Source organism: Streptomyces sp. NPDC026062, from assembly GCF_055568375.1.
The window spans coordinates 1-24,448 of sequence record NZ_JBVHOQ010000049.1 but is presented as its reverse complement, the minus strand read 5'-3'; the positions used below and the strand labels follow the sequence as shown (position 1 = coordinate 24,448).

At 70.0% G+C, this 24,448-nt stretch carries 20 protein-coding genes, 2 pseudogenes and 1 CRISPR repeat array; of the genes and pseudogenes, 18 read left to right on the top strand and 4 right to left on the bottom strand.

The window, feature by feature from the left end; all coding sequences use genetic code 11:
- Window positions 1-35: 35 nt before the first annotated feature.
- From ACZ4LX_RS32575 to ACZ4LX_RS32510, 14 genes are all read left to right on the top strand, one after another.
- On the top strand, window positions 36-599 hold the full coding sequence (locus ACZ4LX_RS32575) for a hypothetical protein (protein WP_467650539.1): 564 nt from the start codon (window positions 36-38) through the stop codon (window positions 597-599).
- Window positions 596-1,171, top strand: a complete 576-nt coding sequence (locus tag ACZ4LX_RS32570) for a DUF6624 domain-containing protein (protein WP_467650520.1) — start codon at window positions 596-598, stop codon at window positions 1,169-1,171. Before ACZ4LX_RS32575 ends, ACZ4LX_RS32570 begins: the two co-directional genes overlap by 4 nt.
- A 74-nt stretch (window positions 1,172-1,245) precedes the next feature.
- The gene (locus ACZ4LX_RS32565) at window positions 1,246-1,731 is read left to right on the top strand and encodes a DUF6082 family protein (protein WP_467650519.1); all 486 of its coding nucleotides are present in this window, start codon (window positions 1,246-1,248) and stop codon (window positions 1,729-1,731) included.
- A 392-nt stretch (window positions 1,732-2,123) separates the two neighbouring features.
- Window positions 2,124-3,230: a hypothetical protein gene (locus tag ACZ4LX_RS32560; RefSeq protein WP_467650518.1), complete on the top strand. Its 1,107-nt coding sequence runs from the start codon at window positions 2,124-2,126 to the stop codon at window positions 3,228-3,230.
- On the top strand, window positions 3,217-4,266 hold the full coding sequence (locus tag ACZ4LX_RS32555; RefSeq protein ID WP_467650517.1) for an enolase C-terminal domain-like protein: 1,050 nt from the start codon (window positions 3,217-3,219) through the stop codon (window positions 4,264-4,266). Before ACZ4LX_RS32560 ends, ACZ4LX_RS32555 begins: the two co-directional genes overlap by 14 nt.
- Window positions 4,266-4,715, top strand: a complete 450-nt coding sequence (locus tag ACZ4LX_RS32550; protein WP_467650516.1) for a hypothetical protein — start codon at window positions 4,266-4,268, stop codon at window positions 4,713-4,715. Before ACZ4LX_RS32555 ends, ACZ4LX_RS32550 begins: the two co-directional genes overlap by 1 nt.
- On the top strand, window positions 4,712-5,410 hold the full coding sequence (locus tag ACZ4LX_RS32545; RefSeq protein WP_467650515.1) for an HAD family hydrolase: 699 nt from the start codon (window positions 4,712-4,714) through the stop codon (window positions 5,408-5,410). The genes ACZ4LX_RS32550 and ACZ4LX_RS32545 overlap by 4 nt, the downstream gene beginning before the upstream one ends.
- On the top strand, window positions 5,407-6,186 hold the full coding sequence (locus ACZ4LX_RS32540) for a class I SAM-dependent methyltransferase (RefSeq protein ID WP_467650514.1): 780 nt from the start codon (window positions 5,407-5,409) through the stop codon (window positions 6,184-6,186). The genes ACZ4LX_RS32545 and ACZ4LX_RS32540 overlap by 4 nt, the downstream gene beginning before the upstream one ends.
- Before the next feature lie 80 nt (window positions 6,187-6,266).
- A complete protein-coding gene (locus tag ACZ4LX_RS32535) occupies window positions 6,267-7,037 on the top strand; it encodes a phytanoyl-CoA dioxygenase family protein (protein ID WP_467650513.1) in 771 nt (256 codons plus the stop codon).
- Window positions 7,034-7,705 carry an L-threonylcarbamoyladenylate synthase gene (locus ACZ4LX_RS32530; protein WP_467650512.1) on the top strand — a complete coding sequence of 224 codons (672 nt, stop codon included), beginning with the start codon at window positions 7,034-7,036 and terminating at the stop codon, window positions 7,703-7,705. Before ACZ4LX_RS32535 ends, ACZ4LX_RS32530 begins: the two co-directional genes overlap by 4 nt.
- Complete coding sequence (locus tag ACZ4LX_RS32525) at window positions 7,695-9,815, top strand: phosphoketolase family protein (protein WP_467650511.1); 2,121 nt, start codon at window positions 7,695-7,697, stop codon at window positions 9,813-9,815. Before ACZ4LX_RS32530 ends, ACZ4LX_RS32525 begins: the two co-directional genes overlap by 11 nt.
- Entirely contained in the window at window positions 9,812-10,648 is an 837-nt protein-coding gene (locus ACZ4LX_RS32520) for a phytanoyl-CoA dioxygenase family protein (protein WP_467650510.1), read from the top strand. The genes ACZ4LX_RS32525 and ACZ4LX_RS32520 overlap by 4 nt, the downstream gene beginning before the upstream one ends.
- Entirely contained in the window at window positions 10,645-11,334 is a 690-nt protein-coding gene (locus ACZ4LX_RS32515; protein ID WP_467650509.1) for a helix-turn-helix transcriptional regulator, read from the top strand. The genes ACZ4LX_RS32520 and ACZ4LX_RS32515 overlap by 4 nt, the downstream gene beginning before the upstream one ends.
- Window positions 11,335-11,581: 247 nt before the next feature.
- Window positions 11,582-12,013, top strand: coding sequence for a hypothetical protein (locus ACZ4LX_RS32510; protein ID WP_467650508.1), 432 nt, complete (start codon window positions 11,582-11,584; stop codon window positions 12,011-12,013).
- Between the two features lie 239 nt (window positions 12,014-12,252).
- Here the strand turns inward: ACZ4LX_RS32510 and ACZ4LX_RS32505 are convergent.
- The 3 genes and pseudogenes from ACZ4LX_RS32505 to ACZ4LX_RS32495 form a co-directional block, all read right to left on the bottom strand.
- Window positions 12,253-13,593 (bottom strand): annotated as a pseudogene (locus ACZ4LX_RS32505) (amidase family protein).
- Window positions 13,594-13,691: 98 nt separating this feature from the next.
- Window positions 13,692-14,900 carry an MAB_1171c family putative transporter gene (locus tag ACZ4LX_RS32500; protein ID WP_467650507.1) on the bottom strand — a complete coding sequence of 403 codons (1,209 nt, stop codon included), beginning with the start codon at window positions 14,898-14,900 and terminating at the stop codon, window positions 13,692-13,694.
- Window positions 14,897-15,373, bottom strand: coding sequence for a hypothetical protein (locus tag ACZ4LX_RS32495; protein WP_467650506.1), 477 nt, complete (start codon window positions 15,371-15,373; stop codon window positions 14,897-14,899). Before ACZ4LX_RS32495 ends, ACZ4LX_RS32500 begins: the two co-directional genes overlap by 4 nt.
- Window positions 15,374-15,396: 23 nt before the next feature.
- Window positions 15,397-18,536: a CRISPR direct-repeat array (repeat unit 29 nt; unit sequence CGGCTCACCTCCGCTCGCGCGGAGAGCAC).
- A gap of 172 nt (window positions 18,537-18,708) precedes the next feature.
- On the opposite strand from ACZ4LX_RS32495, the gene ACZ4LX_RS32490 reads away from it, so the two are divergent.
- The 4 genes from ACZ4LX_RS32490 to ACZ4LX_RS32475 all read left to right on the top strand — a co-directional run bounded on the left by ACZ4LX_RS32490 (window position 18,709) and on the right by ACZ4LX_RS32475 (window position 24,389).
- Complete coding sequence (locus ACZ4LX_RS32490; protein ID WP_467650505.1) at window positions 18,709-19,023, top strand: CRISPR-associated endonuclease Cas3''; 315 nt, start codon at window positions 18,709-18,711, stop codon at window positions 19,021-19,023.
- A gap of 359 nt (window positions 19,024-19,382) precedes the next feature.
- On the top strand, window positions 19,383-20,519 hold the full coding sequence (locus ACZ4LX_RS32485) for a serine/threonine-protein kinase (RefSeq protein ID WP_329539150.1): 1,137 nt from the start codon (window positions 19,383-19,385) through the stop codon (window positions 20,517-20,519).
- Between the two features lie 130 nt (window positions 20,520-20,649).
- Window positions 20,650-23,700, top strand: coding sequence for an SNF2-related protein (locus ACZ4LX_RS32480; RefSeq protein WP_467650504.1), 3,051 nt, complete (start codon window positions 20,650-20,652; stop codon window positions 23,698-23,700).
- The gene (locus tag ACZ4LX_RS32475) at window positions 23,697-24,389 is read left to right on the top strand and encodes a hypothetical protein (RefSeq protein ID WP_467650503.1); all 693 of its coding nucleotides are present in this window, start codon (window positions 23,697-23,699) and stop codon (window positions 24,387-24,389) included. Before ACZ4LX_RS32480 ends, ACZ4LX_RS32475 begins: the two co-directional genes overlap by 4 nt.
- Here the strand turns inward: ACZ4LX_RS32475 and ACZ4LX_RS32470 are convergent.
- Window positions 24,367-24,448: pseudogene (locus ACZ4LX_RS32470) on the bottom strand (IS5/IS1182 family transposase); the annotation flags it as partial. The gene ACZ4LX_RS32475 and the pseudogene ACZ4LX_RS32470 overlap by 23 nt on opposite strands.

The window sequence follows — 24,448 nt, the reverse complement described above, 5'->3', positions numbered from 1 at the left end:
AGCGACGCGCACCAGAATCAGCAGCCGTGTACGAGATGCGAACTCTGTGCACGGACGCCGAGCGTGACGAGGCCGTCGCGCTCGTCCAGGACCGTCAGCGCTGGCTCACTCTGCGCGGCCTGCCGGTGCCCGCACGCGCCGACGTCCCGGCCCTGTTCCGCGACTCGAACGCGGAGCCGGCCGGACTGTTCGAGGACGGCGTCCTGCTGGCCTGCATGATCCCGCAGCGCACGCCCGAGATCAGCTGGGGGCAGGGCCCGAGCCTCTTCCTTAGCAGTCTCCACACCCTGCCCGACCGCTCCGACTACACCATCCGGCTGATCACCCTGTGGGCCGCCGACTTCGCCGCCCGAGTCGACCTGCCCCTCGTGCGCGCTGAGGCTCTGGCCCGCCGGCCCCTCGACGGTGATCCGATCGCCCCCGTCCTCCAACGGCTTACCGACATGGGCTGGGACGTGCGGGGAGAAGGCACCGGACAGCACGATGAACGAGTCGCCCGCCTCGAACTCATTGCCGAGCGGCGCTGGGGACTGAGCGCGCTCATCGGCTGCCAGGTCCACGAGCCGCGCTCTGCCACACGCAGCCGGAGCATCGCGTGACGGCAGCCGAACCGTTGCGACCGGACCTCGCCCGCGAACTCATCGACCGAGCCACAAAGGCGGCAGCGCGCAGAGCCAAGCGCGTGCGCAACCAACTCGACTCCGTCCAGCTCGGCCAGGACCGTCACGCCGACCACGCCGACACCAAGGTGCTGCGTCGAGTCCTGGCTGAGCACGACTGGCCCGGCCACCGCCTCGTCGGCGCCGAAGCCGCACGCGCCGCCTGGAGCCTGGCTCTTCACTCCGACGACGAGGCCGACTTCCAGCGTGCCGCCACCACCCTCCTGGAGCGTGCAGTCCAGGACGGCGACGCGCGTATTCAACACTGGGCCCACCTCTACGACCGCACCCTGCTCAACAGCGGTCGCCCCCAGGAGTTCGGAACTCAATTGTTCCTCAGCGCAACAGGGGTTGAGCTGTGCCCGGTGCGCGTGCCCGACTCCCTGGACCAGCGAAGGGCTTCCGTCGGGCTGTCACCCATCGCCGCGGCTCTGGAGACGGTGCGTCGCCGGATATCTCAGGCTTCCCAGGCCGACGACTCCCCGACCGTCGTGCTCGCGGAGGTCGCATGACCCAACGAGCGCCGCCCACTCCACCGATCCGCCGCACCCACCGATCCCCCTCATACGAAAAGGACCGTTGCCGTATGAAGCTCACCACCGCTGTCCTCGCCGCCGGCGCCGCAGTCTCCCTCGCGACCACCATGGTCGGATCCGCCCTGCTCCGGCAGAACGCGCGGCACCAGGCCGAACAGAACGAGGCGACCCTCGCGGGCAACCAGATCGAATGGCTGGCGCAAGTGTCCACCACCCCTGACCTCGCCGAAATCTGGAAGCCCGAGGGCATGGATACCGAGGAGTACATGCGGCTCATGTCGGCCAACCGGCTCCTCTGCTCGTTCAGCCTGCGCGACCGCCTCGGCTTCGTCCCGAAGGGGCACCTTCCCTTGCACGCCGCGTGGATCATGAAAAGCGACGTCAGCCGCCGGTACTGGAAGCACTTCGGCGACCTCCGCGCCCAGGAGGCCGAGGGCGACGAGCGGGCCGAGCACTTCACCCGGGTATTGGACCACGCCGCCGAGAACGCCCTCCGATCCCGCCGCAGGGGCGTACCGCCGCACTGTTCAGGGTGATCGACACGATCGCGGGCGCCGACGTACGCCTCGGCGCCGCCCAACGGCACTCCGCGCTGGCGTCACCCGCGACGCAGAACTATCGGAGGCAGAGCACCAGTGCCTCCAAGGAGCCCTCACCCCGGCCCACCTGTTCGGTCGGTCGACCACACGGCGAGTCGGCGGGCAGGTCTGGGCCTCGTACGAAATGACGCCACGAAGAGTGCCCGTTCAGCGTGGCAGGGATACCACCTCGGTCCGACCTGCACCAGCAGATCCCCCGCAACCTTGAACACCGCGCAAAGCGGGCGCGCGATGGCGAGTACCACCCCGTCCGACCGATACCCACCGCTAGGCCCAGGTACAACGCGCGCAACAGCTCCAGCAACCGCCTACCTGACATGGAGTAATTCATGACCTCTCGCTCCGCAACCCAGCCCATAGCCGTCGGTAGTGAGCGCCTGCAGCAACTGGAGCAGTCCGCCCTGGACCACAACGTCCCCGTCGAGGACGTGTTGCTGATCGCCGTCAACCTGTACGGGATCACCTCCGACCAGGACCGCAACCGGGCCCGGGTCAACCTCCACCTCAATCGCCGTCCCGACGTGCCCTGGCAGGTCATCGTCCCGCTGAACCGGCCGGCCTCGCCATTCCTACTCCGGGGCGACGAGCTGTCGCTGAACGGTGAGGTGGTCGCGCACGTCGAGCGCATCGACGCCGACGAGGCGGTCGGCGGGTACTTCCGCAACGGCGGCCGGGCCGCGACCCTCAACCCGAACGCGCGCAGCCGGTGCGTCGGATGCGGCTGGTGCCCCAACACGCTGGAGGCCGCCGCCGACCCGAAGATGCAGGAGGAGCAGGGGCTCGACGCCCTGCTGCGCGCCCTCGGCGAGCAGCACCCCCGCCGCAACCTGGCCGAACTCACCGAGGTCACCGTCTCCACCGGCTGTTTCGAGCGTGAGGAGGCCGCCGTCGACCATCTGACCGCCCTGCGGCCCGCCCTGGAACGGGCCGGCGTCACGGCCCGGATCGGCTTCCTCACCTCCGTGCTGCGCAGCGACGAGGCGTTCGCGACGATCGCCTCGCAGGTGTCGCCGTTCGTGCTCCGGCTGACGGCCGAGCACTTCACCAGGCGGGAGGCCCTGATGAAGGAGACCAAGGCCAGCCTGCTCCCGGAGCAGATGCCGGGCCTGCTGGCGCGGGCGAGGGCGGCGGGGCTGGACACCTCGTACACGTACATTGCCGGGATCGACCCGCTGGAAGACCTCGCGCGCGGGGTGAACGCTCTGGCGGGCGAGGTGAGCGAGTTCCCGAACTTCCAGGTCTTCCAGGCGCACACGCCGGTGATGCAGGTCATGCGGACGCCGGGCGCAGAACACGTGGATTACTACCTGCGGGCGCGTACGGCCATCGAGCGGGCGATGGCGCCGACCGGGCTGCGGCCGGTGGGCTGGGAGTGCTACCGGCCGCTGTGGTACTTCACCTACGCGGGAGAGGACCTCGTCGATGGGCCCCGCTGACGCGGTCATCGAGCGGGTACGGGTCGAGCACCTCGACGAGAGCGTGGCCGGCCAGTGGGAGAAGGGCGACAGCCGGTTCGCGGTGGTGGTCGAGGCCGGCGGGGTGACCGGGGCGTTCGCTCCGGTCGACGAGCTGCCCGCCGCGCTCATCGCCACCCGGCTCGGGCAGAGCGCGCTGGGCCACCCTGTGAACGACCACCGTGGCCTGCTGGACAGGCTCTTGGCCGAACTCGGTCCGCACGAGGCGGGGCTGGGCCGGTGGTCGGTGGGGGCGCTGGACTGCGCGGTGTGGGACCTGCACGGCCGCCTCGCCGACCTCCCGGTCGCGGCCCTGCTCAGCGACCGGCCCGCGCGGCAGGTACCCGTCTACGCATCCTGGCTCTCCCTGGATCTGAACGGGGCGTCGGCCGCCGACTCGGTCAGGGCGACCGCCGGCGAGGGGTTCGCCTTCACCAAGTGGGCCCTGCGCGACGCCGGAGCCCGCGAGATCGCACGGCTGGCCGAACGGGCAGCGCAGTGGGCGGGGCAGAGCGTGGCGGTGGACGCCCTGGGCACCTGGGGCCACCTGCGGACCATGGAGGTCGCACCACTCCTCGACCCGGAGGTGGTGCGCTGGGTGGAGGACCCGCTCGCGCGGACCGACCGGACCGCTTACACGCAACTTCTCGGTCACGCGAAAGGACTTCGGGTCGCGTTCGGCGAGCGGCTGTCCCACGGGGAGGACGCCAGGGCGCTACTGAAGAGCTGCCGGCCGGAGGCGTTCACGTTCGACGCGGTGTGGTGCGGCGGCATCACCGAGGCGCGAGGCTGGCTGGGCGCCGCCCACGACGCGAGGGTGCCGGTCCACCTGCACGGCCGGGCGTTCCTGCCCGCCGTGCACCTGGCCGCCGCCTTCCCCGGCGCGGCCGGGGCGGTGGAGTACCAGGTGGTGTGGGAGCCGAGACGCCAGCGGGCACTGCGCGGCACGCTCCGCCCCGACTGCGGACACGTCGCTCTCCCCGACCGGCCCGGCCTTGGGATGGAGGTGCGCCTGTAATGCCCAGGCACACAGGGGAGTTAGCGGTCCACGGCCGCCTGCGGCAGCACGAAGGGACGGCGCTGCTCGTCGTGGACGAGCGGCTGAGCGGACACGACACCTTCCTGTCCACCACCCTGCGCCTCGAACAGCCGGTGCACCTGCCCGAAGTCGCGGTCCGGATCCTCACGTTTGACGACGTCACCGTCCTTTCTCCCCTCGCCCCGGTCCTGCCGCAGCAGCGAGCCGGCGAGGAGTGGAGCGGCACGCTGCTGATTCCGCACGGCGCCCGCCCGCCGGCGATCCCCGACGACCTCGCCCAAGCGGCTGCCGAAGCCGGCGTCGACACCGGCGGCTGGTCGCCGGCCGAGGCCCGGCACCTGCTGACCTTCCTCGGCGAGGCCGCGTCCGCATCCGTGCGCACCGAGCGGATCGGCGTGATCATCACGGCTCTGGGAAGCCGTTCGTGAACGCGGCGCCGGTGCGGCTGGTGAGCCTCGATGTCGGGTACACCCTGGGCGAGCCGTCCGGGACGACGCTGACGCAGCACCTGGTGGCGCTGTCCCCGCGCCCGGCCCGGGAGGCGAAGCGGATCGCCCAGCGGATCCTGCATGCCCTGGGCCCGAGCGCCGACGCGACGGGGCCGCAGACGGTGTGCGCCGCCCTGGGCATCGCGCCGTCCGCCTTCCCCCGCGACCACCGCCCGCCCGCCTTCACCCTGTGGCCCGGCGCGGTGGAGGCGGTGGCCCGGATCGCCCGGGTGATACCGGTGGTCACCCTGTCGAACGTGAGTCACTGGGACGAGCGGGAGACCGACGTCGCCGCCCTCCTCGCCCCCCACCTACGAGCCCATCACCCCTCCTGGCAGACCGGGTTCGCCAAACCCGACCCGCGCGCCGTGGAGACTGTTGCCCGTCTTCACAACTGCGACCCCGCAGAGGTGCTGCACGTCGGCGACAGCCTCGACTACGACGTGCGCGGCGCCCTCGCCGCCGGAGCCCAGGCCCTGTGGATCACCCCGCACCCGCCGTCAACCGAAGCCCGCCGACTGCTGGCCGAGCACCCCGGCCAGGTCACGGTCGTGCCGAACCTCGCACGCGCGGTACGGCACATCGAGCAAACCCTCCTCCCATCAACCCACACGATCAGGAGCACCACCCCGTGAGCCAGTTCGACACCACCGCCCCGTACTACGCCGCCTACCGGCCCGGCATCCCGCAGGAAGCCGTCGAGCTGCTCGCCCGGCAGGTCGCCGGCAAGGAGCACCGGGCCCTGCTCGACCTCGGATCCGGCACCGGGCAGGTCCCCCTCGCCCTGGCCGAGACGATGACGGAGATCGACGTCGTCGAGCAGGACGCGGGGATGCTCGCCGAGGCCGACAAGGCCCTCACCGGACTGCCGGTCACCGTCCGCCTGCACAACTCCGCGGCCGAGGAGTTCACCCCGCCCGCCTCCTACCGGGCCGACCTCGTCACGGTGTGTCGCGCGTTCCACTGGATGGACCAGGACGTGGTGCTGTCGCGGCTGGAGGGCATGACCGCGCCGGACGCGACCGTCGCGGTCATGGGCGACGGCAGCCTGTGGACCGCGCGCACCGCGTGGACCGACGCCCTGCGGGCCCTGATCCAGGAGTACCTGGGCGAAGAGCGGCGGGCCGGTGCGGGCAAAACGTACGCGGCACACGACCGGCCGTACAGCGAGATCCTCGCCGAGTCCGCCTTCAGCCGGGTAGAGAAGCGCACCGTCGCCGTCGTGCGGAAGTGGACCACCGAGACGGTGATCGGCTACCTGTACTCAACGTCCTTCGCCGCCCGGCCGCTGTTCGGCGAGCGGGTCGACGACTTCGAGCACCGCGCCCGCGCCCTGCTCGACGAGCACGCCGCCGCCGGTGGTCTGACCGAGCACGCCTCATTCGAGGTCGTCCTCGGCCGACGCGGCTGACGCGCGCCTTCTTCTTCGCCGGGGCGGCCCGTCTTTCCGCCCCGGCCCCTGCCCCGTCCTTCCAGAAGGAGAGATCCACCATGCCTCGACCTGAGATATGGAGCGACGACGAGCAGAGTCTGTTCGTCGACGACGGCGTCCTCATACGCCGTGGCCTGGTCCACGGCGACGCTCTGTCCCGGGCCCGTAACCTCGTCGGCGGCTGGCTGAACGAGGCGTACGACCCCGCGCGGCTCACCGCCTACACCGAACGCAGCTTCGCCCCCGAGCTGGAAGAGCACCCCGACCTCCTAGCCCTCTACCACCGCAGTGGCCTGGTGGAGCTGGCCGGAGACCTGCTGTGGCCCGCGAGGACCGCCCCGGTCACCCGGGCGCAGATCCAGATCCGGCTTCCGCACGGCGCCGAGCAGCCGGTGAAGCGGATGCACGTCGACGGCGTCTCCTGCCCCCACCTGGAACCGTCCGACCTGCGCACGTTCGCCTTCATCATCGGCGTCGTCCTGGACGGCAGCGCCACTGCGGACGCCGGTGCTCTGCACTACGTGCCCGGCGGGCACCACCGGATGGCCCGCTACTTCGCCACGGACTGGACCCTGGGGCAGCCGGCCCAGACCCCCGACGACATCGACGCCCAGGACGGCACCGCCTTCACCGCCGAGCCCGGCGACGTGATCGTGATGCACCACCTCGTCCCGCACCGGGTCGGCATCAACACCAGCAGTACTCCAAGGGTGATGGCGTACTTCCGTATCCAGCACACCCAGCACCACGAACTCGCCCTGGACGCCCTGTCGGACCCGTGGCTGGAGTACCCGGCGCTCGCCGCCCTCGCCTACCCCGGCACCGCGTGAGAGGGCAGGGCATCGTGAACGTCCTCACCCCCGAGCAGCTCCCCGCCGCCGCCCGGCTCCTGTCTGCCGGGCAGCTGGTCGCCGTGCCCACCCCGCGCTGGTACATGCTCTGTGCCCGCGCCGCCGACCCGGCCGCCACGGACGCGGTCTTCCGCGCCAAGCAGCGCCCCACCGGCAAGCCGCTGCTGCTCCTACTCGACTCCCCGGCCACGGCCGAGGTCCTGTTCGACCTGAGCGTCGACGCCCGCCTCCTGGCCGGCGCCCTGTGGCCGGGAGACCTCGCGCTGCGCCTTCCGTGGAAGCCGGATGCGCAGGCCGTCGCGGCGGTCGGCTCCCCGGCGCTCGTCGGATGCCCCGACGGGATCCTGGGCCGCCTCGTCGCCCTGGCCGGCGAACCGCTCGCCGCCGCCGTGTGCAGCATCTCCGCCCCCACCGCCGGCGAGAAGGACCACCCGGCGCTCACCGCCGCCCAGGTCGCCGCCTTCGAACAGGCCACGAAGAGCGGGATCGCCGCGGTCGTCGACGGCGGGATCTGCCCGCACGGCCGGCACATGACCATCGTCGACTGCCCCGCGGGCGCCCCGGCCCGCCTGGAGCGGGAAGGCACCGTCCACGCCCGCGCCGTCGAAGCCGCCCTCACCGAGCCGGGAGGACCGCATGTGGGCTGACCTCGCCCGCCGCACGAACCGCCTGGTGCCCAACGCGTCGGTGGCCGCCGTCGCCGACGCGCTCGACTACCTCTGCCTCGCCCAGCTCTACCTGCGCGACAACCCGCTCCTGGCCAGGCCCCTGACCCCGGCCGACGTCAAGACGCGGCCGGCCGGGCACTGGGGGGTGTGCCCGCCCGTCAACCGGATGCTCGCCGCCCTGGGCCCGCTCCAGGCGGCCGTCCCCGACGGCTACGAACTGCACGTCCTGCACGGCGCCGGGCACGCCGGGCCCTCCGCCCTCGCCCACGCCTACCTCACCGGCCGACTCGGCCGCGCCCACCCCGACCTGGCCCAGGGCGAGGCCGGGCTGCGCGGACTCGTCGTGGGATTCCCCCGGGCCGACATCGGCGGGGAGATCACCCCGATGATCCCCGGCCACCTGCACACCGGAGGCCAACTCGGGCCCGCCCTCGCGATCGGACAGGGCACCGTCCTCGACGCGCCCCACCGGCTGTCAGTGGTCCTGATCGGCGACGGGGAGTGCGAGACCGGGACGGCCGCCGCCTCCTGGCTCGCCGCCCGCGCGCTGCACGGTACGGGCGACCACGGCACTGTCCTGCCCGTCGTCCTGATGAACGGGCAGAGGATGGGCGGGCCGAGCGTGCTGTCCAGCCTGAGCCGCGCCGAACTCACCGCCTATTTCACCGGCCTCGGCCACCGGCCCGTCTACAGCGACGGGCTCGATACCGGCCAGCTCCGCCAGGCGCTGGCCGACGCCCTCGGCGCCACCCAGCCCCTGGGCATCCCAGGCCCCTCCAGCGTCCTGGTGCTCACCCTGGACAAGGGCCACGGTGCGCCCGCCCACCTCGTCGGCACTCCGGCGGTCCACAAGACGCCGCTGCACGACCCGGCCGGCGTGCCCGCCGAGTTCGACGCGCTCGCCGACTGGCTGGCCTCCTACCAGCCCACCCAGCTCCTCACCCCCGGCGGCCAGCCCCGACCGCACCTGCTGCCCGCGCTCCCCGTACCCCGGCCCGAGCCCGCCGGCCTCCCGGCGCCGCGCGGCTGCGTCGCCGCCTCCGCCCAGGTCGCCGCGCACGCCGCCGGGCGTCCGTTCGCGCAGGTGGTCCCCGAGGTCCTGCGAGACCGTGCCGAACAGGGGCCGTTCCGCGTGTTCAGCCCCGACGAGCTTGCCTCCAACCGCCTCGACCTCACCGACGGACACGGACGCCCGGCGCCGTGGGCGGTGGAGGTCCTGAGCGAGGAGGTATGCCACGCCTGGGCCCAGGGCTACACCGAGACGGGCCGGCACGCCCTCGTCGCCACCTACGAGGCATTCGCGCCGATCACGCTCAGCCTCATCCAGCAGCAGCTCAAACACCGGTCCGTGCGTCGGCACATGGGGCTCGCCCCGCTGCCCAGCTTGGTCTACCTCATGACCAGCCTGGGCTGGCACAACACCCTCACCCACCAAAACCCCAGCCTCCCCACGGCACTTCTGGCCGGCGGCGACCCCACACTCCACATCCTCACCCCCGCCGACCCCGCGCGCACCGCCGCCGCCCTCACCTTCGCCCTACGCAAGCTCGACCGGTGCACGATCGTCGTCGCCGGCAAGCACACGCACTGCCATCACCCGCTGAAGACCATCGACGAGGAACTGCGGCACGGGATCGCGATCTGGCCCCACCTAACGCACCCCGGCCCCGGCGAGCCCGACCTGATCCTCGCCTCCGCCGGCGATCTGCCCGCCGAGGCCCTGACCACCCTCGCCCGGCGGCTGCGCGCCGAACGCCCCGGCCTGCGCCTGCGGTACGTCCACGTCCACGACCTCACGGCCCTCGCCGAGGACGGCACCCGCCCCCTCGCCCTCGCCCCGGACGCGTTCGCCCGCCACTTCGGCACCCGGGCACCGATCGTCCTGGCCACCAGCGGACACCCCGCCGACATCCACGCCCTCCTCGGCCGCCGCCACCCCGGACCCCGGCTCACCGTCCTCGGCTACCGCGACCCCGGCCGCCCCGTCTCCCAGGAACACCTCCGCCGGCTCAGCGGCCTCGACGACACCGGCCTGTGGAAGCTCGCCACCACCCTCACCGACACCCCGAAGGAGACTCCGGTCCCATGAGCACCCCGCCCCCGCCCGCCGCCCCCGACGCCGGCACCATCGACGCCTTCGAACGCGACGGGTACGCGATCATTCGCAACGCGATCACCCCGGATCTGCGCGACCGGCTCCTGACCGCCGCCGAAAAGCTGCTGGCCAGCGACATCACCCAGGGCCGCGACCAAGGAGGCGACGGCAAGGACGGCTTCCGCGGATGCCTCAACCTCGAACCCGCCTTCCTCCCGCTCCTCGCCAACCCGACCGTCCTGCCCACCGTCGTCCAGCTCCTCAGCCCGAACATCCACCTGCTCTCCGCCCACCTCATCGCCCTGCCCAGCGGCCCACCCCGCACCATCCGCATCCCCGAACGCCACGGCTGGCACCGCGACATGTACGGCGTCACCGCCGACCTCGGCTTCCCGAACACCCCCCGGATGGCGATCAAGGCCGCCCACTACCTCACCCCCGTCACCCCCGACTGCGGGCTGACCATGTTCCTCCCCGGCAGCCACCGCCTCACCGAAGAACCCGTCGTCCCCGACGGCGAGATCGACCCGCCCGGCGCCACCACCCCCGACATCACCGGCACCGACGCGGTCCTCTTCGAGAACCGCACCTGGCATACCGGGGGCATCAACCTCTCCGGCCGGCCCCGCATCGCCCTGATGCTCCAGTACGGATACCGCTGGCTCCACCCCGTCGACGACCCCGCCACCAATCTCCAAAAGGACCCCGCCCTCACCTCCATCGAGCAGCAGCTCCTCGGCCTGCCCGACCGCCGCCCGGACGGATCCCTCGCCAAGGGCAGCGGAGCCGCCCCCATCCGCTCCTGGTGGACAACCCTTGGCACATGAGGCCACCGCCCGATGCACTGGAAATGGGAGAACGCAAAAGCGTGACTGGCACCCCCATAGAACGCATCGCTGTCGCGGTGCATGCGCAGGACCCGATTTCGCGGGCTGGCGTGACCAGCCAATTGAGACCCCGCCCAGAGGTGACGCTGACGGAGTGGGAAGAGGGCACCGACCTCGTACCCCAGGTACTCCTGCTCGTGACAGACACAATCGATGAAGCCGTACTGCGGCTGCTGCGGCATATCCACCGCACCACACCAGCCCGAACTGTGCTGGTAGCGACGGACGTCGACAAGCAGAAGGTGGTGAGCGCAGCTGAAGGCGGAGTCGGCGGCATAGTTCGGCGTACGGATGCAACGCCGGAACACCTGGTGCACGTCATAGGCACCGTCGCGAAGGGGGACGGATACCTTCCCTCGGACCTGCTCGGACGCCTTCTGGAGGAGGTCGGCAAACTGCAGAGCAAGGTCCTCAGTCCGCGCGGACTGCATTTCACGGGCCTCGCACAGCGTGAGGTGGACGTTCTACGCCTCGTGGCTGAAGGCTACGACACCGCGGATATTGCGGCCACGTTGTCGTTCTCCGAACGCACCATCAAGAACGTTCTGCACTCGGTCGTGACACGACTGCAACTGCGGAATCGCTCTCACGCGGTGGCTTACGCCATGCGGCATGGACTCATATGACAACCGGTAAATGACTCCCTGCATTTGACCAGGAACTACAGGTTCGCTAACTCTTCGGCCCCGGGCAGCGGATGTGCGCCTCGTGTCCATGCGAGGGCCGGACGCCGCGTCCTAAAGCGCAAGAACATGCACACTTGGCCCCACCGGGCCAAAAAGCCGCGCAAGTTTCTGCAAGTCCAGGCGTCGACACATTCCGCCTGCCCACACTTCTCTTCGACCGCTACTCCCCTCCCAATGGAGGCACTTCGTGCCACCCACCTGGCCCCTAACCCTGGCCGCGACGGTCCTCACGGCCTTGGTACTCTCGCTGGCCGCAGCTGTCATCGCGGCAGTGGCGCTCAACCTGACCGAAGGGTCACCCTCTCCCTCCGCAGAGACACCGTCTCTCCCCAAGTACTCCCCGAAGCCGGCCGGGTACGTCGATGTCGTCACGGCGGCGAGCCGGGCGTACCCGTGCCTGAAGGGAACGCCGTACTGGGCTCCCGACGCAACCTTCTACTCCACTGCAGTTGACGGCCGATGGATAGAGCTCCCTGGCCCCGTGGCCAAGGGACAGGCCCCCGACACCGCCCCAGTGCTCACCCTGCGCCGCGATACCCTCCTGGGCGCTCTTCGGCCTGCCGACGCCCAGTCCCGCCGGATCCTCGACGCCCATCACTGCACTGCTAGCCGCCACTGACCGCCCAGGGCGGTATCCCGGCCTCGGCGGAAGTCGATCCGGGCTGGACGCTGCCTCCCCAAATCCGCCCGACGCGGCCGGCTCCATCGAGAGGAGCTCCTGCGGCGCCTCGGGGGCAACCGGCGCCAGGATGCCTGCGCGGTGGCCGTCATCCCCCGAGGCCCTGAACCACTTCTTCACTCGGTCTGAACCACCCGGTGCCGGTGAAGCCTCGATCGCCTGAAACGGTGGCGCCGAGATCATCCGCTCCATGACGGGGTGACGCCCTCGGCTCCGAGCAGGGACGCCAGGTACTCGGCCGCCACGAGCAGAGTGCGATCCGCGTACGCAGGTCCCACAAGCTGCACCCCGATCGGGAGGCCGCCGGCGCTGCGGCCAAGCGGCATGACCAGGCTGGGCAGCCCGACGTGGCTGGTGAGGTTGGCCCAGCCGGTCTGGTCGAAGAAGCTCCGGACGGCGCCGTCGACCGTGAGGGAACGGCTGCCGGCGGGAATCGCCGCCGTAGGAGCGGCAGGCGTGATGAGGACGTCGTACGGTCCCTCGGCGAAGAATCGGTGCCAGGTCCGCTTCAGTCAGAAGCGCTCCTCGTTGGCGCGTAGCCAGGCGCGGTGGGTCTGCGTGCGTTGGCGCAGGAAGGTGGCTCGTGGGCTCGCGTCGCCCGGGTCCAGATCACGGGCCGCGGCAAGTTCGACCGCGCCAGCGTCGTCGTCGGTGGTGGCGGTCGCGGTGGCGTGGAGGAGCTGCTCGAAGAGGCGGACGGAGTCGGCGAAGTCGACGGGGCCCGCAGTGCGGTGGACAGCGGCTCCGGCGGACGCGATTCTCGCTTCGAAAACGGCGAGGGCTTGGGCGGTTTCCCCGTCGATGGGACAGGCCGGGTCGTCTGCCCACATTGCCACGCGGAGTTGATCGAGCGGACGTTGCTTCGCGGTCAGCGTGACACCCCAGGGGGTGTTCTCGGCGGGTGATGGTGTCGTCAGTGCGGTGAGGAGCAGGTCGAGGTCGCGGGAGTGGCGGGCTACGGGTCCGGGGGTGAGCATGTCGCTGCTGGTGATCCATCCCGGCGGGCGAGGGATGTGGCCGCGGGCTGTGATGAGTCCGTGGGTGGGGCGCAGGCCGTAGACGCCGCAGTAGTGGGCGGGGAGCCGCAGAGAGCCGGCGAGGTCGCTGCCGAGGTCGGCGGGGGTCAGATGGGCGGCAACCGCGGCGGCGGGGCCTCCAGAGGAGCCACCGGTCGTGCGCTTGGGGTCGCGCGGGTTGAGAGTGGGGCCGAACAGGGCATTGTCGGTATGGAGGTCCTGGCAGTACGCCGGAACGTTGGTCTTACCCATGATGATGGCGCCTTGGTGGCGGAGTCGGGCAACCGCGTCGGCATCGTGTGTGGGGACGTGATCGGCGAGGTCTTCGGCGCCGCTCGTGGTGCGCAGGCCGGCGGTCTCGAAGCTGTCCTTGACCGTGAGGGGAAGGCCGTCGAGGATCCCGACGCTCGCTTTGCGTGCGCGGCGTTCGTCGGCCGCGTGTGCGGCGGCGCGGGCTGCCCCGTCGTCGCGGGTGACGACGGCGTTGATCAGGCTGGCATCCATCTGTGCCAGGTGGAGGTCGAGCAGCTCGCGACTGGAGATCTCGCCTCGCTCCAGGGCCTGGAGCTGGATGTGGGCCGGCTGGTGGGTGGGGTTGTTCGTCATCCGGGAACTCGCTCAAGGTGGGGGGCTCGTGCGGGCTGGCGGGGCAGGTTGCGGGCGACGTCAAGGAGGGCGTCGACGTCGTCCTTGGGCCGGGTGGTCTGGCGTCCGGAGTCGGCGAACTCGGTGAGCTGGTCGGGCGCAGGACGGGTTCCGGTGGCACGGGCGGAGATCCCGGCGAGGATCTGGTCCGCCGTGACGGCTGCGGACAGCTCGTGTCCGTGGAGGCCCCGGGCCCTGTGCCGGGTTTCGCTGGCCTCGCGGATGGACGCGTCGAGGTACTGGCGGATGACGAAGCGGCCGTCCCGGATCTCGACGACTCGGCGGTAGAGCCGGATTGAGATGTGCCGGAAGCGGCGCCGCTGGGCCGGATCGACCCTGTCGATCGGCAGCTCGATTTCTGGGGCCTCGCTGTAGAAGGCGAGCCACAGGGGGCGCAGGCCGTAGTAGCTGCGGTACTGCTTGATCCGGTACCGGATGCTCTGGGCTTGGTCGCTGATCGTGGGTACGAGCCAGCCGATCAACGTGAGCATGGCGCCGACATCGCCGCAGGTCCAGGCGACGCCCTCCCAATCCGCGAGGGACGTGTCGAAGGCACCGGCGATCACATTGCCGATGCGGACGGCGCTATATCCGAGGGTGACTGTCGCACCGAGCGCGATGATGCGCAGGCCGACGCGGACCGATCCCCGGACGCTGCGGCGGGCCAGGCGCCAGCAGGCTCGGGCGAGGAAGATCTCGCCGATGGTGTAGGCCGTGACGTACAGGGTGAGGTACGCGGCGTACCGGGCGTCGTGCGCGTAGTAGAGCGTGAAGTCGCTCGGGTGCGGGGCACTGGGCGTGAGCAGCGCGAACAGCACCAGCAGCGCGGCGATCGCCAAGAGGCCGGCACCGAGCCAGCGGCGACTTCGCCGGCGGGCGATCTCGGGCGGGGAACCCCAGTAGGTGAGGACTACCTGTTGGCAGGCCAGTAGCGCGATCACGCAGCCCTGTGAGAGGGGCACGGAGAGGTTGACGGTGCCGAGCACCCGGTCGAGATGGTTCCACATCGGCGTGATGGAGAACAGGAACGACAGCCCTGACAGCAGGAAGACGGCGGCAAGCGCGGCCGAGGCGGGGTCTCGGCGCCGGGTGAGTACGTCACGCAGAAGGCAGAGAAAGCCGAGCGTCGCAACAATCAGGCTGATGGGGTGGAGGAGGTCTTTCACCGCCGGGCCTCCCGTCGGCGCAGCAGTGTGTGCGTGACGCGGTCCTGTACGTCGTCCCCGGAGGACTCGTCGCTGCGCAGCCACCGGTCGATGATCTGGCGCTGGAGTAGCGAAGCGAGCTGTTCGGTGTCCCTCTCCTCGTCCTCGTCGTACTTGGTGCGGCCCAGCATCATCTGCACGGTGCCCGAGCTCACGTTGGTGAAGATCGTTTCAGAGAGTGCCGACGCTGGACGGTTTTCGTGGTGGCCGAGCAGCAGATGGCAGAACTCGTGGGCGATGGTGTGGTCCTGGTGCAGGGTGCTGGTCCGTGGGTCGTAGCCCACGTGAAACGCAGTTTCCGTGACGGCGCAGGCTCCGCAAACAGAGGGAGCCATCTCACGGGGCTCCAGGATCACCCGCCGTCCCGTGCGGCGGGTGATCTCACTGCTGAGATCGCGGATATTGGTGACGTGCGGGAGCTTCAGCTCGGCCAAAGGGTCAGGCCGGAGCAGCCTACGGGCTCACCTCCGCTCGCGCGGAGAGCACAGCGCTGGACAGGGCGATGGCCGCGCGGTCCACGGCTCACCTCCGCTCGCGCGGAGAGCACCCGACCATGGCGGAGTCCGACCCGCGCCGCACCGGCTCACCTCCGCTCGCGCGGAGAGCACAAGGACGCCGCCGACGCTGGAGGTGCGGCAGTCGGCTCACCTCCGCTCGCGCGGAGAGCACCGCGTGGAGAGTGTGCAGGTGCTCCCGGGCCTCGGCTCACCTCCGCTCGCGCGGAGAGCACCCGGTCGTCGTGAACTCCGGCTGGACCGGGGGCGGCTCACCTCCGCTCGCGCGGAGCACTGCCGGTCGACGTGCAGCCGCCGGTGCCCGACCGGCTCACCTCCGCTCGCGCGGAGAGCACAAGGACCCCGGGCCGCCCTGCGCCCGGGGTCCTGGCTCACCTCCGCTCGCGCGGAGAGCACTCACGCAGTTTCACGGCCATTCCCGTGTTCTCCGGCTCACCTCCGCTCGCGCGGAGAGCACGCCGTCAGGTACAGCCGGCGGTGCGCCGGAATCGGCTCACCTCCGCTCGCGCGGAGAGCACTCCAGGGTCGGCACCACCACGAGAATGCGGCCCGGCTCACCTCCGCTCGCGCGGAGAGCACGTGGTCCTCTCGGATCAGGCGGCCAGCAGGTGCGGCTCACCTCCGCTCGCGCGGAGAGCACGCCCCTGGGTTCCCCTCTGACGATGTCGAACACGGCTCACCTCCGCTCGCGCGGAGAGCACCGGGGTTGGGATCAGACCCGGCTCCGCCGACGCCGGCTCACCTCCGCTCGCGCGGAGAGCACTCCTTGCGGCGCGGCGCAGCAGCCTGGGCGGCCGGCTCACCTCCGCTCGCGCGGAGAGCACCTCGGTGTTCAGAGCCCGTTCCCTCCAGGAGGCGGCTCACCTCCGCTCGCGCGGAGAGCACAGGACGTACCTCGACACGATCCCCGGGCTCTCCGGCTCACCTCCGCTCGCGCGGAGAGCACCTCGACACCATCACCGCGATCACCCGCACCGACGGCTCACCTCCGCTCGCGCGGAGAGCACAGCAGCACGACGTCCGCCTACGGCGACGTGAGCGGCTCACCTCCGCTCGCGCGGAGAGCACGCGGGGAGTACCGGGTCAGGGAACGGCCGGTCCGGCTCACCTCCGCTCGCGCGGAGAGCACCCGGTGTGGATCGGTGACGGCGACGACGGCCCCGGCTCACCTCCGCTCGCGCGGAGAGCACAAACACCGCAACGGCCCCACCGCCACCATCACCGGCTCACCTCCGCTCGCGCGGAGAGCACCGCGCGCCGCCGCACCGTCGTCCACTTCGCCGCGGCTCACCTCCGCTCGCGCGGAGAGCACGCTGGGATTCCCACCAGGCAGGCATCGCCCGGCGGCTCACCTCCGCTCGCGCGGAGAGCACGCGGCGGCGTCCGCAACGGCGCCGGTGCACTGCGGCTCACCTCCGCTCGCGCGGAGAGCACTAACTAGAGAGTTCATTGACATAGCTAGAGAGCGGCTCACCTCCGCTCGCGCGGAGAGCACTGCCCCAGACCTCATTCGCCATAGTCACGGACCGGCTCACCTCCGCTCGCGCGGAGAGCACCCGTGAGGAGCAGCAATGACGCTCAGCCTCGACGGCTCACCTCCGCTCGCGCGGAGAGCACTCAGCCGACAGCAGCATCGCGCGGAGCACGGTCGGCTCACCTCCGCTCGCGCGGAGAGCACGTGTGGGCGCCGGCCACCGCACCGGCCTCCACCGGCTCACCTCCGCTCGCGCGGAGAGCACAACGTCGAAGGATGCGCAGCGGGCTCGTCGATCGGCTCACCTCCGCTCGCGCGGAGAGCACTCCCCCGCCGTCGACGCCCTCGAGTACGTGCTCGGCTCACCTCCGCTCGCGCGGAGAGCACGTGCGCATCCGGTTCGCCCCCAAGAGTGGCGACGGCTCACCTCCGCTCGCGCGGAGAGCACATCGTGGCCAGGTACTCCTCCCACCGCTCCAGCGGCTCACCTCCGCTCGCGCGGAGAGCACGTTCCACCTGAAGTTCTCGGCCTGTGGGTCCACGGCTCACCTCCGCTCGCGCGGAGAGCACCGCGCCGGATCGGCCGGCGGAACCCCGGCCGCCGGCTCACCTCCGCTCGCGCGGAGAGCACTCCATGAGCACCGCCGCCCTGCGCGTCTCCGCCGGCTCACCTCCGCTCGCGCGGAGAGCACCTCGGTCTGCGCCCGCTGCTTGTCGGCCTCCGCGGCTCACCTCCGCTCGCGCGGAGAGCACTTGATCTGTCCGACCGTCTTGATCCGGGCACGCGGCTCACCTCCGCTCGCGCGGAGAGCACGGTGCCCGCTGCACCGGCATGGACCCGGACCTCGGCTCACCTCCGCTCGCGCGGAGAGCACGATGTCGGCTGCGACGGCGACGGCGTCCGCGCCGGCTCACCTCCGCTCGCGCGGAGAGCACACCAGTCGTGCAACCACCCCACCCGGGGCTGGCGGCTCACCTCCGCTCGCGCGGAGAGCACTCGGTGTCTCACGCGCCACCGCCGGCCGTCGCCGGCTCACCTCCGCTCGCGCGGAGAGCACACTCGGGTGTGAAGCTCACGCTCGGTGAATTTCGGCTCACCTCCGCTCGCGCGGAGAGCACGAGCACGGTGTAGCCGTTCATGACACGGGCGCCGGCTCACCTCCGCTCGCGCGGAGAGCACCCTCCCTGCGGATGCTCTCCCAGCCATCACCGCGGCTCACCTCCGCTCGCGCGGAGAGCACGGTGACCAGTGGGCTACGGATTCTGCCTATTCCGGCTCACCTCCGCTCGCGCGGAGAGCACTGCAGCGCGCCCGCACGATCGCCGACGGTGACCGGCTCACCTCCGCTCGCGCGGAGAGCACGTGGAAGGCGCCGTTCATGCCGAAGTCGGCGAGCGGCTCACCTCCGCTCGCGCGGAGAGCACCGCCGGAGGAGGCGCAGGTAGCTGTCTCGCACCGGCTCACCTCCGCTCGCGCGGAGAGCACGCTGGGATTCCCACCAGGCAGGCATCGCCCGGCGGCTCACCTCCGCTCGCGCGGAGAGCACCCGGCCGTTGGTTGGTCGCCTCGCCGGGGTCTCGGCTCACCTCCGCTCGCGCGGAGAGCACCCTTCGCCACCTGCGCTTAAGGAAGCCCTTTGCAGTTCCTTTGCCAGAGGTGATGGCTCATCACGTTCTCTCTCGTAGGCATCGCGCAGCGAGTGTACGGCCCATCCCTCACACCGCCTCCTGTTCGGCGGATTTGGGCCCGTTGTCAGTGGGGGGTGCTATCTCTGTGCTCGTGGAGAAGAGCGATGCGTCGGCAGCCCCGAGGGGCTGTCTTGTGGATGCGCGTATGTGGGGTAAGGAACGCGGGCTGCCCCGGCCGTACCCGGTGATCTGTCATCTTCTGGATACGGGTGCCGTGTTCCGAGAGCTCTGGGATGTCGTCCTGAGTCAGGAGACCCGGGAGGCGGTGGCGAGTGCGCTTGGTCTGAGTGTGTCGGAATCCCGCGTCGTGGTCTCCTTCTGGGCTGCGTTGCATGACCTTGGCAAGATCACTCCTTCATTCCAGGCGCAGGTTCCCAGTTACTACGAACTGTTGCGCGAGGACTGACAGCGACCGAGTCGCCAACACGGTGTTCGACGATTACAAACCCGCGCCTGTGGCGACAGGAGGCATCGGCGGGAAGTACCGGCGTGTGCCGTACCACCTGCCTGACTCAGAGCCGCTGCCAGCGGGCCTGAGCCGTGAAGGCGATCTCACTTCTGGACATGGGCATGCAAAACGCCGTTTTCAAGCCAACGTCCGGCGCTCGGGGTCACACAGTCCCTCAGAGCCTGGATCATGGCCATCTCTCTTCTTCTCATGGTCACCGGGACGGGACTGGTTGCCGAGAGTGCCCGGAGACCAGGCAAACTAGCGGCGTAAGTGACCCAAGCAGATGCTGACGTGGAAAGGCGTGGACTGAGCTCATGACCGGGAGCCCCACTCAGATTGGCCGCTATACGGTGGCTCGGGAGCTCGGCTCCGGCGGCATGGGCGAGGTATATCTCGCGTACTCCCCCGCGGGCTCTCCCGTAGCTGTGAAGGTCATTCGCACCGACAAGCTGGACCCGGTCACGCGAGCGCGCTTCGAGAAGGAAGCTCTGATTGCTCGCACAGTGATCGGCACCAACCGGGTGGCGCGGTTCCTGGATGCTGATCCGTTCGCGGATCGTCCGTGGCTGGCGATGGAGTATGTGGCCGGCCGGACCCTGTTGGACTGCGTGGATAGTGACGGCACGCTGCCACTGCCGTTGGTGGCCAGCCTCGGCGCGCTCCTCGCCGAAGGGCTGAGTGCCGTGCACGATGCGGGGCTGCTGCACCGAGACCTGAAGCCTCAGAACGTCATGCTGGGCAGCGAAGGCCCGATAATCATCGACTTCGGGCTCAGTGCGTTCATGGACGCTGCCAAGGACACGCTGTCACATAGCGGGATGATCATCGGGACCGTGCGCTGCATGCCCCCGGAGCAGGCGAGCGGGCATCCGCAGGTGACGCCGGCGGCGGATGTGTACGCACTGGGCACGGTCCTCCTATACGCCGCGGCCCGGCACTATCCGTACGACGGACACCAGTGGGAAGCCGTCGCCATGCAGGTCTCGAACCCGGAGATCGGCCCGGACCTGAGCGGTGTGCCGGAAGGCTTCAAGGAGCTTCTCGCAGCGATGCTCGCTCACACGCCGGAAGGCCGGCCCACTCTGGCCAAGGTGGCGGACGCCTGCGCGGATCTCATGAAGGCAGCGGGCAGGACGCCTGCCGATGCGCGGCTCGCCCTCATCGACCGCACGACAGCAGCTGGCGGGAACACTCCGACGCCGGAACCGTCCTCTGCATCGATCGAGAAGCTGATTGATGAGCAGGCCGCGATCGTGGACCCGCACAACCTCGTCAGCCCACTCGACATTCGGCCTGCGCCGGAGGAGCCGGAAGCCGACGAAGAACTGGTACCTGAGCTGCCCACGCCACCTGTGAGGCCAAAAGCTCGCATCCTGCGGGAGCGGCCGGTGGCGTCGCAGCGGGTGGCGGGCGAACTACGGGAGCAGTACGCGGTGAATTCCACCCTTTGACGGCCCGAGGCCGCTATTGCCTGGTGGGAGACTTGCTGGAACGGGTTCGAGTGGCCGGCTGATCTGCTGGCGGCAGGCCCGTTAGAAGTTGAGCGGCGTGAGTGCCGCTGGTGAAGGATCGGAGCGGACGTTGAGCGTCGAGGCGGGAGCCGCGGGCGGCCAGAGCGATGCGGTGTGGGGTGCCTGGGAGCCCGACGAGCCCTCGCCCGAGCAACAGTCTCCCGCCACGTCCGGTTACGCCGCCGGAGCGCAGGTGGAGATCCGCGACGAGCTGTGGCTGGTCCGCAAGTGCCGGTCCACGGCCCGCGACGGGTGGATGGTCGAGGTCACCGGCATCTCCTCGTTCGTCCGTGGGGTCGAGGCCGTCTTCTACGACAAGCTCGATCTTGTGAGCGTGCTCGACCCCCACGAGACGCAACTGGTCGCGGACGACTCTGCCAACCATCGGAGAGCCCGCCTGTTCCTTGAGGCGATCATGCGGAAGACGTTCCTGCCTCAGACCGAGCATGGGCTGGCGCTGGCGGACAATTTCCTCATGGACCAGCAGGTCCACCAGCTGCGGCCGGCCGAACTCGCGCTGTCGATGAAGAACCCACGACCGCGGATCCTCATCGCGGACGTGGTGGGTCTGGGCAAGACCCTGGAGATCGGAGTGCTCCTTGCCGAGCTCATCCGGCGCGGTCGCGGCGAGAAGATCTTGGTCGTGACGCCGCAGCATGTTCTGGAGCAGTTCCAGCGTGAGTTGTGGACCCGGTTCGCGATCCCACTGGTGCGGCTGGACTCGACGGGGATCCAGCGGGTGCAGCAGGACATCCCCGCAGGCCGCAACCCGTTCGCGTATTTCAAGCGGGCGATCATCTCCGTGGACACGTTGAAGAGCGACGTGTACGCCCACCACCTGGAGCACACCGAGTGGGACGCCGTCGTCATCGACGAATCCCACAACCTCGTCAACCAGGGCACGAAGAACAACGCGCTCGCCCGGCTGCTGGCGAGGAAGACCGACGCGCTGGTCCTCGCCTCGGCCACGCCACACAACGGCGATGCCTCTTCATTCGCCGAGCTGGTCAAGATGCTGGACGAGGCGGCGATCGCCAACCCGAACCGGTACGAGGTCAAGGACCTCGACCATCTCTACATACGGCGTACGAAGACCACGGCGCAGGTACGCGAGTCCCTCAAGGGTGCCTGGGCGGACCGAGGCCCCTCCCAGCCGCTGCGAGCGCCAGCCGGTGAAAAGGAGCTTGCCGTCTTCCACGAGCTGGCCACGCGCTGGATTCCCGGTGATCCCGACCAGCCTTCGGTCAGCCGGCACCAGCTCGTGCCGTACCAGTTGCTGAAGGCGTTTCTTTCCTCGCACCGGGCCCTACGGGCGTCGATCAAGACGCGGATCGCGACGCTGGACAAGCCACCCGTCGAAAAGCCGGCCGACAAGAAGAAGCAGACCCGGCCGGTTGATCCGAAGGTCCGCGAGGCGGAGACCAAGCGGGAGCGCGCGGCTCTGGTGGAGTTGCAGCAGCTGAACGAGCAGATCCAGGACTCCGACTCGGCGAAGCTCACCGCGCTCCTGGCGGAGCTGCGCGAGATGGGTGTCGGTCCGGGCTCGGACACCCGGGTTGTTGTGTTCTCCGAGCGAATCCCCACCCTGAGGTGGCTGGCCGAGACCGTACCGGCCGCGCTCGGCTTTCCGAGCGGGACCAGCCCGGATGAGAGCAAGCCGTGGCTGGGCTTCGGCGGTGCGGTGCAGGTCATGCACGGCGAGGCCAGCAGCGACGAAGAGCAGCGGGACATCGTGGAGAAGTTCGGGCTGCGCGACGATCCGGTGCGCATCCTGTTTACCGGCGACGTTGCCTCCGAGGGTGTCAACCTGCACCAGCAGTGCCACCTGCTCGTGCACTACGACCTGCCGTGGTCACTGATCCGTATCGAGCAGCGCAACGGCCGCATCGACCGTTACGGCCAGGCGTACCCGCCACAGTTCCGGGCACTGGTTCTGACCAGCGACATCCCGTGGCGCACGGATGAGACCAGCGGGCAGCCGCGCACCCTCGATGACCGGCTGGTGGGCGAGAAGCTCCTGGGGCGCGAGGAAGAAGCCCACAAGATTGAGGGCTCGGCCGAGGCCGTCACCGGCCTGTATCGGGCCAAGGAGGAGGAGAACCGCCTCACCCAGGACCTGATCGCCGGCCGTACCGTCGAGGAGTCGATCAAGCAGTCCCAGCAGGGCGGTGCCGCCTTCCTGGCCGGGCTGCTCGGTCAGGTCGGTGCGGTCCCCGAACACCCCGAAGTACCGCGCGCGGTAGTGCCGACGCTCTTCCGCTCCACCGCCGACTATTTCGACGAGGCACTGCGGCAGGTCTGCCACCCCAACCCCGAGGACCAGCTGTCCCTGCGGCGCGACGATGATGGCACCATCGCCTTCGAGCCCCCGCGCGATCTGCTCTACCGGCTCAAGGCGCTACCCAAGTCGTACCTGGACGAGCAGCGGATCATGCCCCGTAAGACCGAACCGGGCCGACTGCGCGTCACCTTCTCCAAGGACCTCGCTGACGCGCGTCTGAAAGCGGCCCGGGAGACCTCCAAGTCCCAGTGGCCCAACGTCTCTTACGTATCGGACGTCCACCCGGTCCTTGACTGGCTGACCGACAAGGTCCTCGTCGAGATCGGCCGCCACCAGGCCCCGGTACTCGCCGCCGCCGTTGACTGTCCCACCTTCCTGGTGCAGGGCATCTACTCCAATGGTCAGGGCCGACCGACCATCGTGGAGTGGATGGCCGTCTCCGGCCTGCCCGAGGAACCGAACACAGTGGAGCTGACCGAAGAGGCCCTGGAGCGTTACGGAGTCGGCCCGAGCATGCCCGGCCGCGCCACTCCCCGGGATCTGCCTGGTCTGACCGCTCTGGTCCCCGCCGCGATCGATGAGGCCAAGAGGCACCTCGGCACGCTTGAGGAGCACTACCGCCAGCGCATCGAGAAGACCCTCGCCCCCTACCGCAAGCGCGTCACCCACTGGAAGCAGGACGCCCTCTCCGCCGGTCTGCGCCCGGACAAGCAGGGAGTCGGCCAAGCCGCGAGTGACCGGATGCGCCTGGCCAAGTCCCTGGAAACGAAGGGCGAGCCGATGCTGCGGCTCCTGGCTGTCCTGGAACCGCACACTGCTGAAGGGGGCACTGCACGATGAGCACCGACTTCGACTCCTTCGTCAATCGCGGCGAGTACCTGTCCGCGTACTACTTCGCCGAACAGCTCGGTGCCGACCTCAAAAAGGGACTGTTCGCCACCTGGACCCTACGCGAGGGCGACGAGAACGACCCGCGCAAGACCCCTCGCGAACAGGTACGCGCCCTGCGCTCCATGTACCTCGCCGAAGACGTACGCGCCTACTTCGCCGATGCGGCCGAACGCGATGCTGGTGACGATGCGCGACTCCATACGCACAACAACCCTGAGTGGGCCAAGCGGCTCACTGAGTGGCACCAGACCGTGCTGCGCGCCCTCGGATACGACGCCACCCCAAATGAACTCACCGTGCACCGCGCCGGACGCGAGCACACCCTGCCCGTCGCCTACCACGGCCACGGCATCATCGCGCTCGACTGCGGCTGGGCCGCCGACAACGACACCGCCCTGGGTGCCGACGGCTCCGGACGCCTCCTGTCGCCCCTGCGCGTCAGCGCGAGCGAGAGTTACGAGACGGGCGCGGATCTAGCCTCCTGGCTCTTCGAAAGCGAGCTGGACGAGCCCGACGGCGCTCACCCCCGGTTCGTTCTACTGCTTATCGGCGGTGTGATCCTGCTCGCCGACCGCCGGTCCTGGCGCGAAGGCCGCTACCTCTCAGTGAGCATTTTCAGCGTTGCCTCTCCAGGGTGAGGACGGCTTTCGTGATGACGCTCATGCGGTTGGGGCTGATGCGGGATCTTCGGAAGATC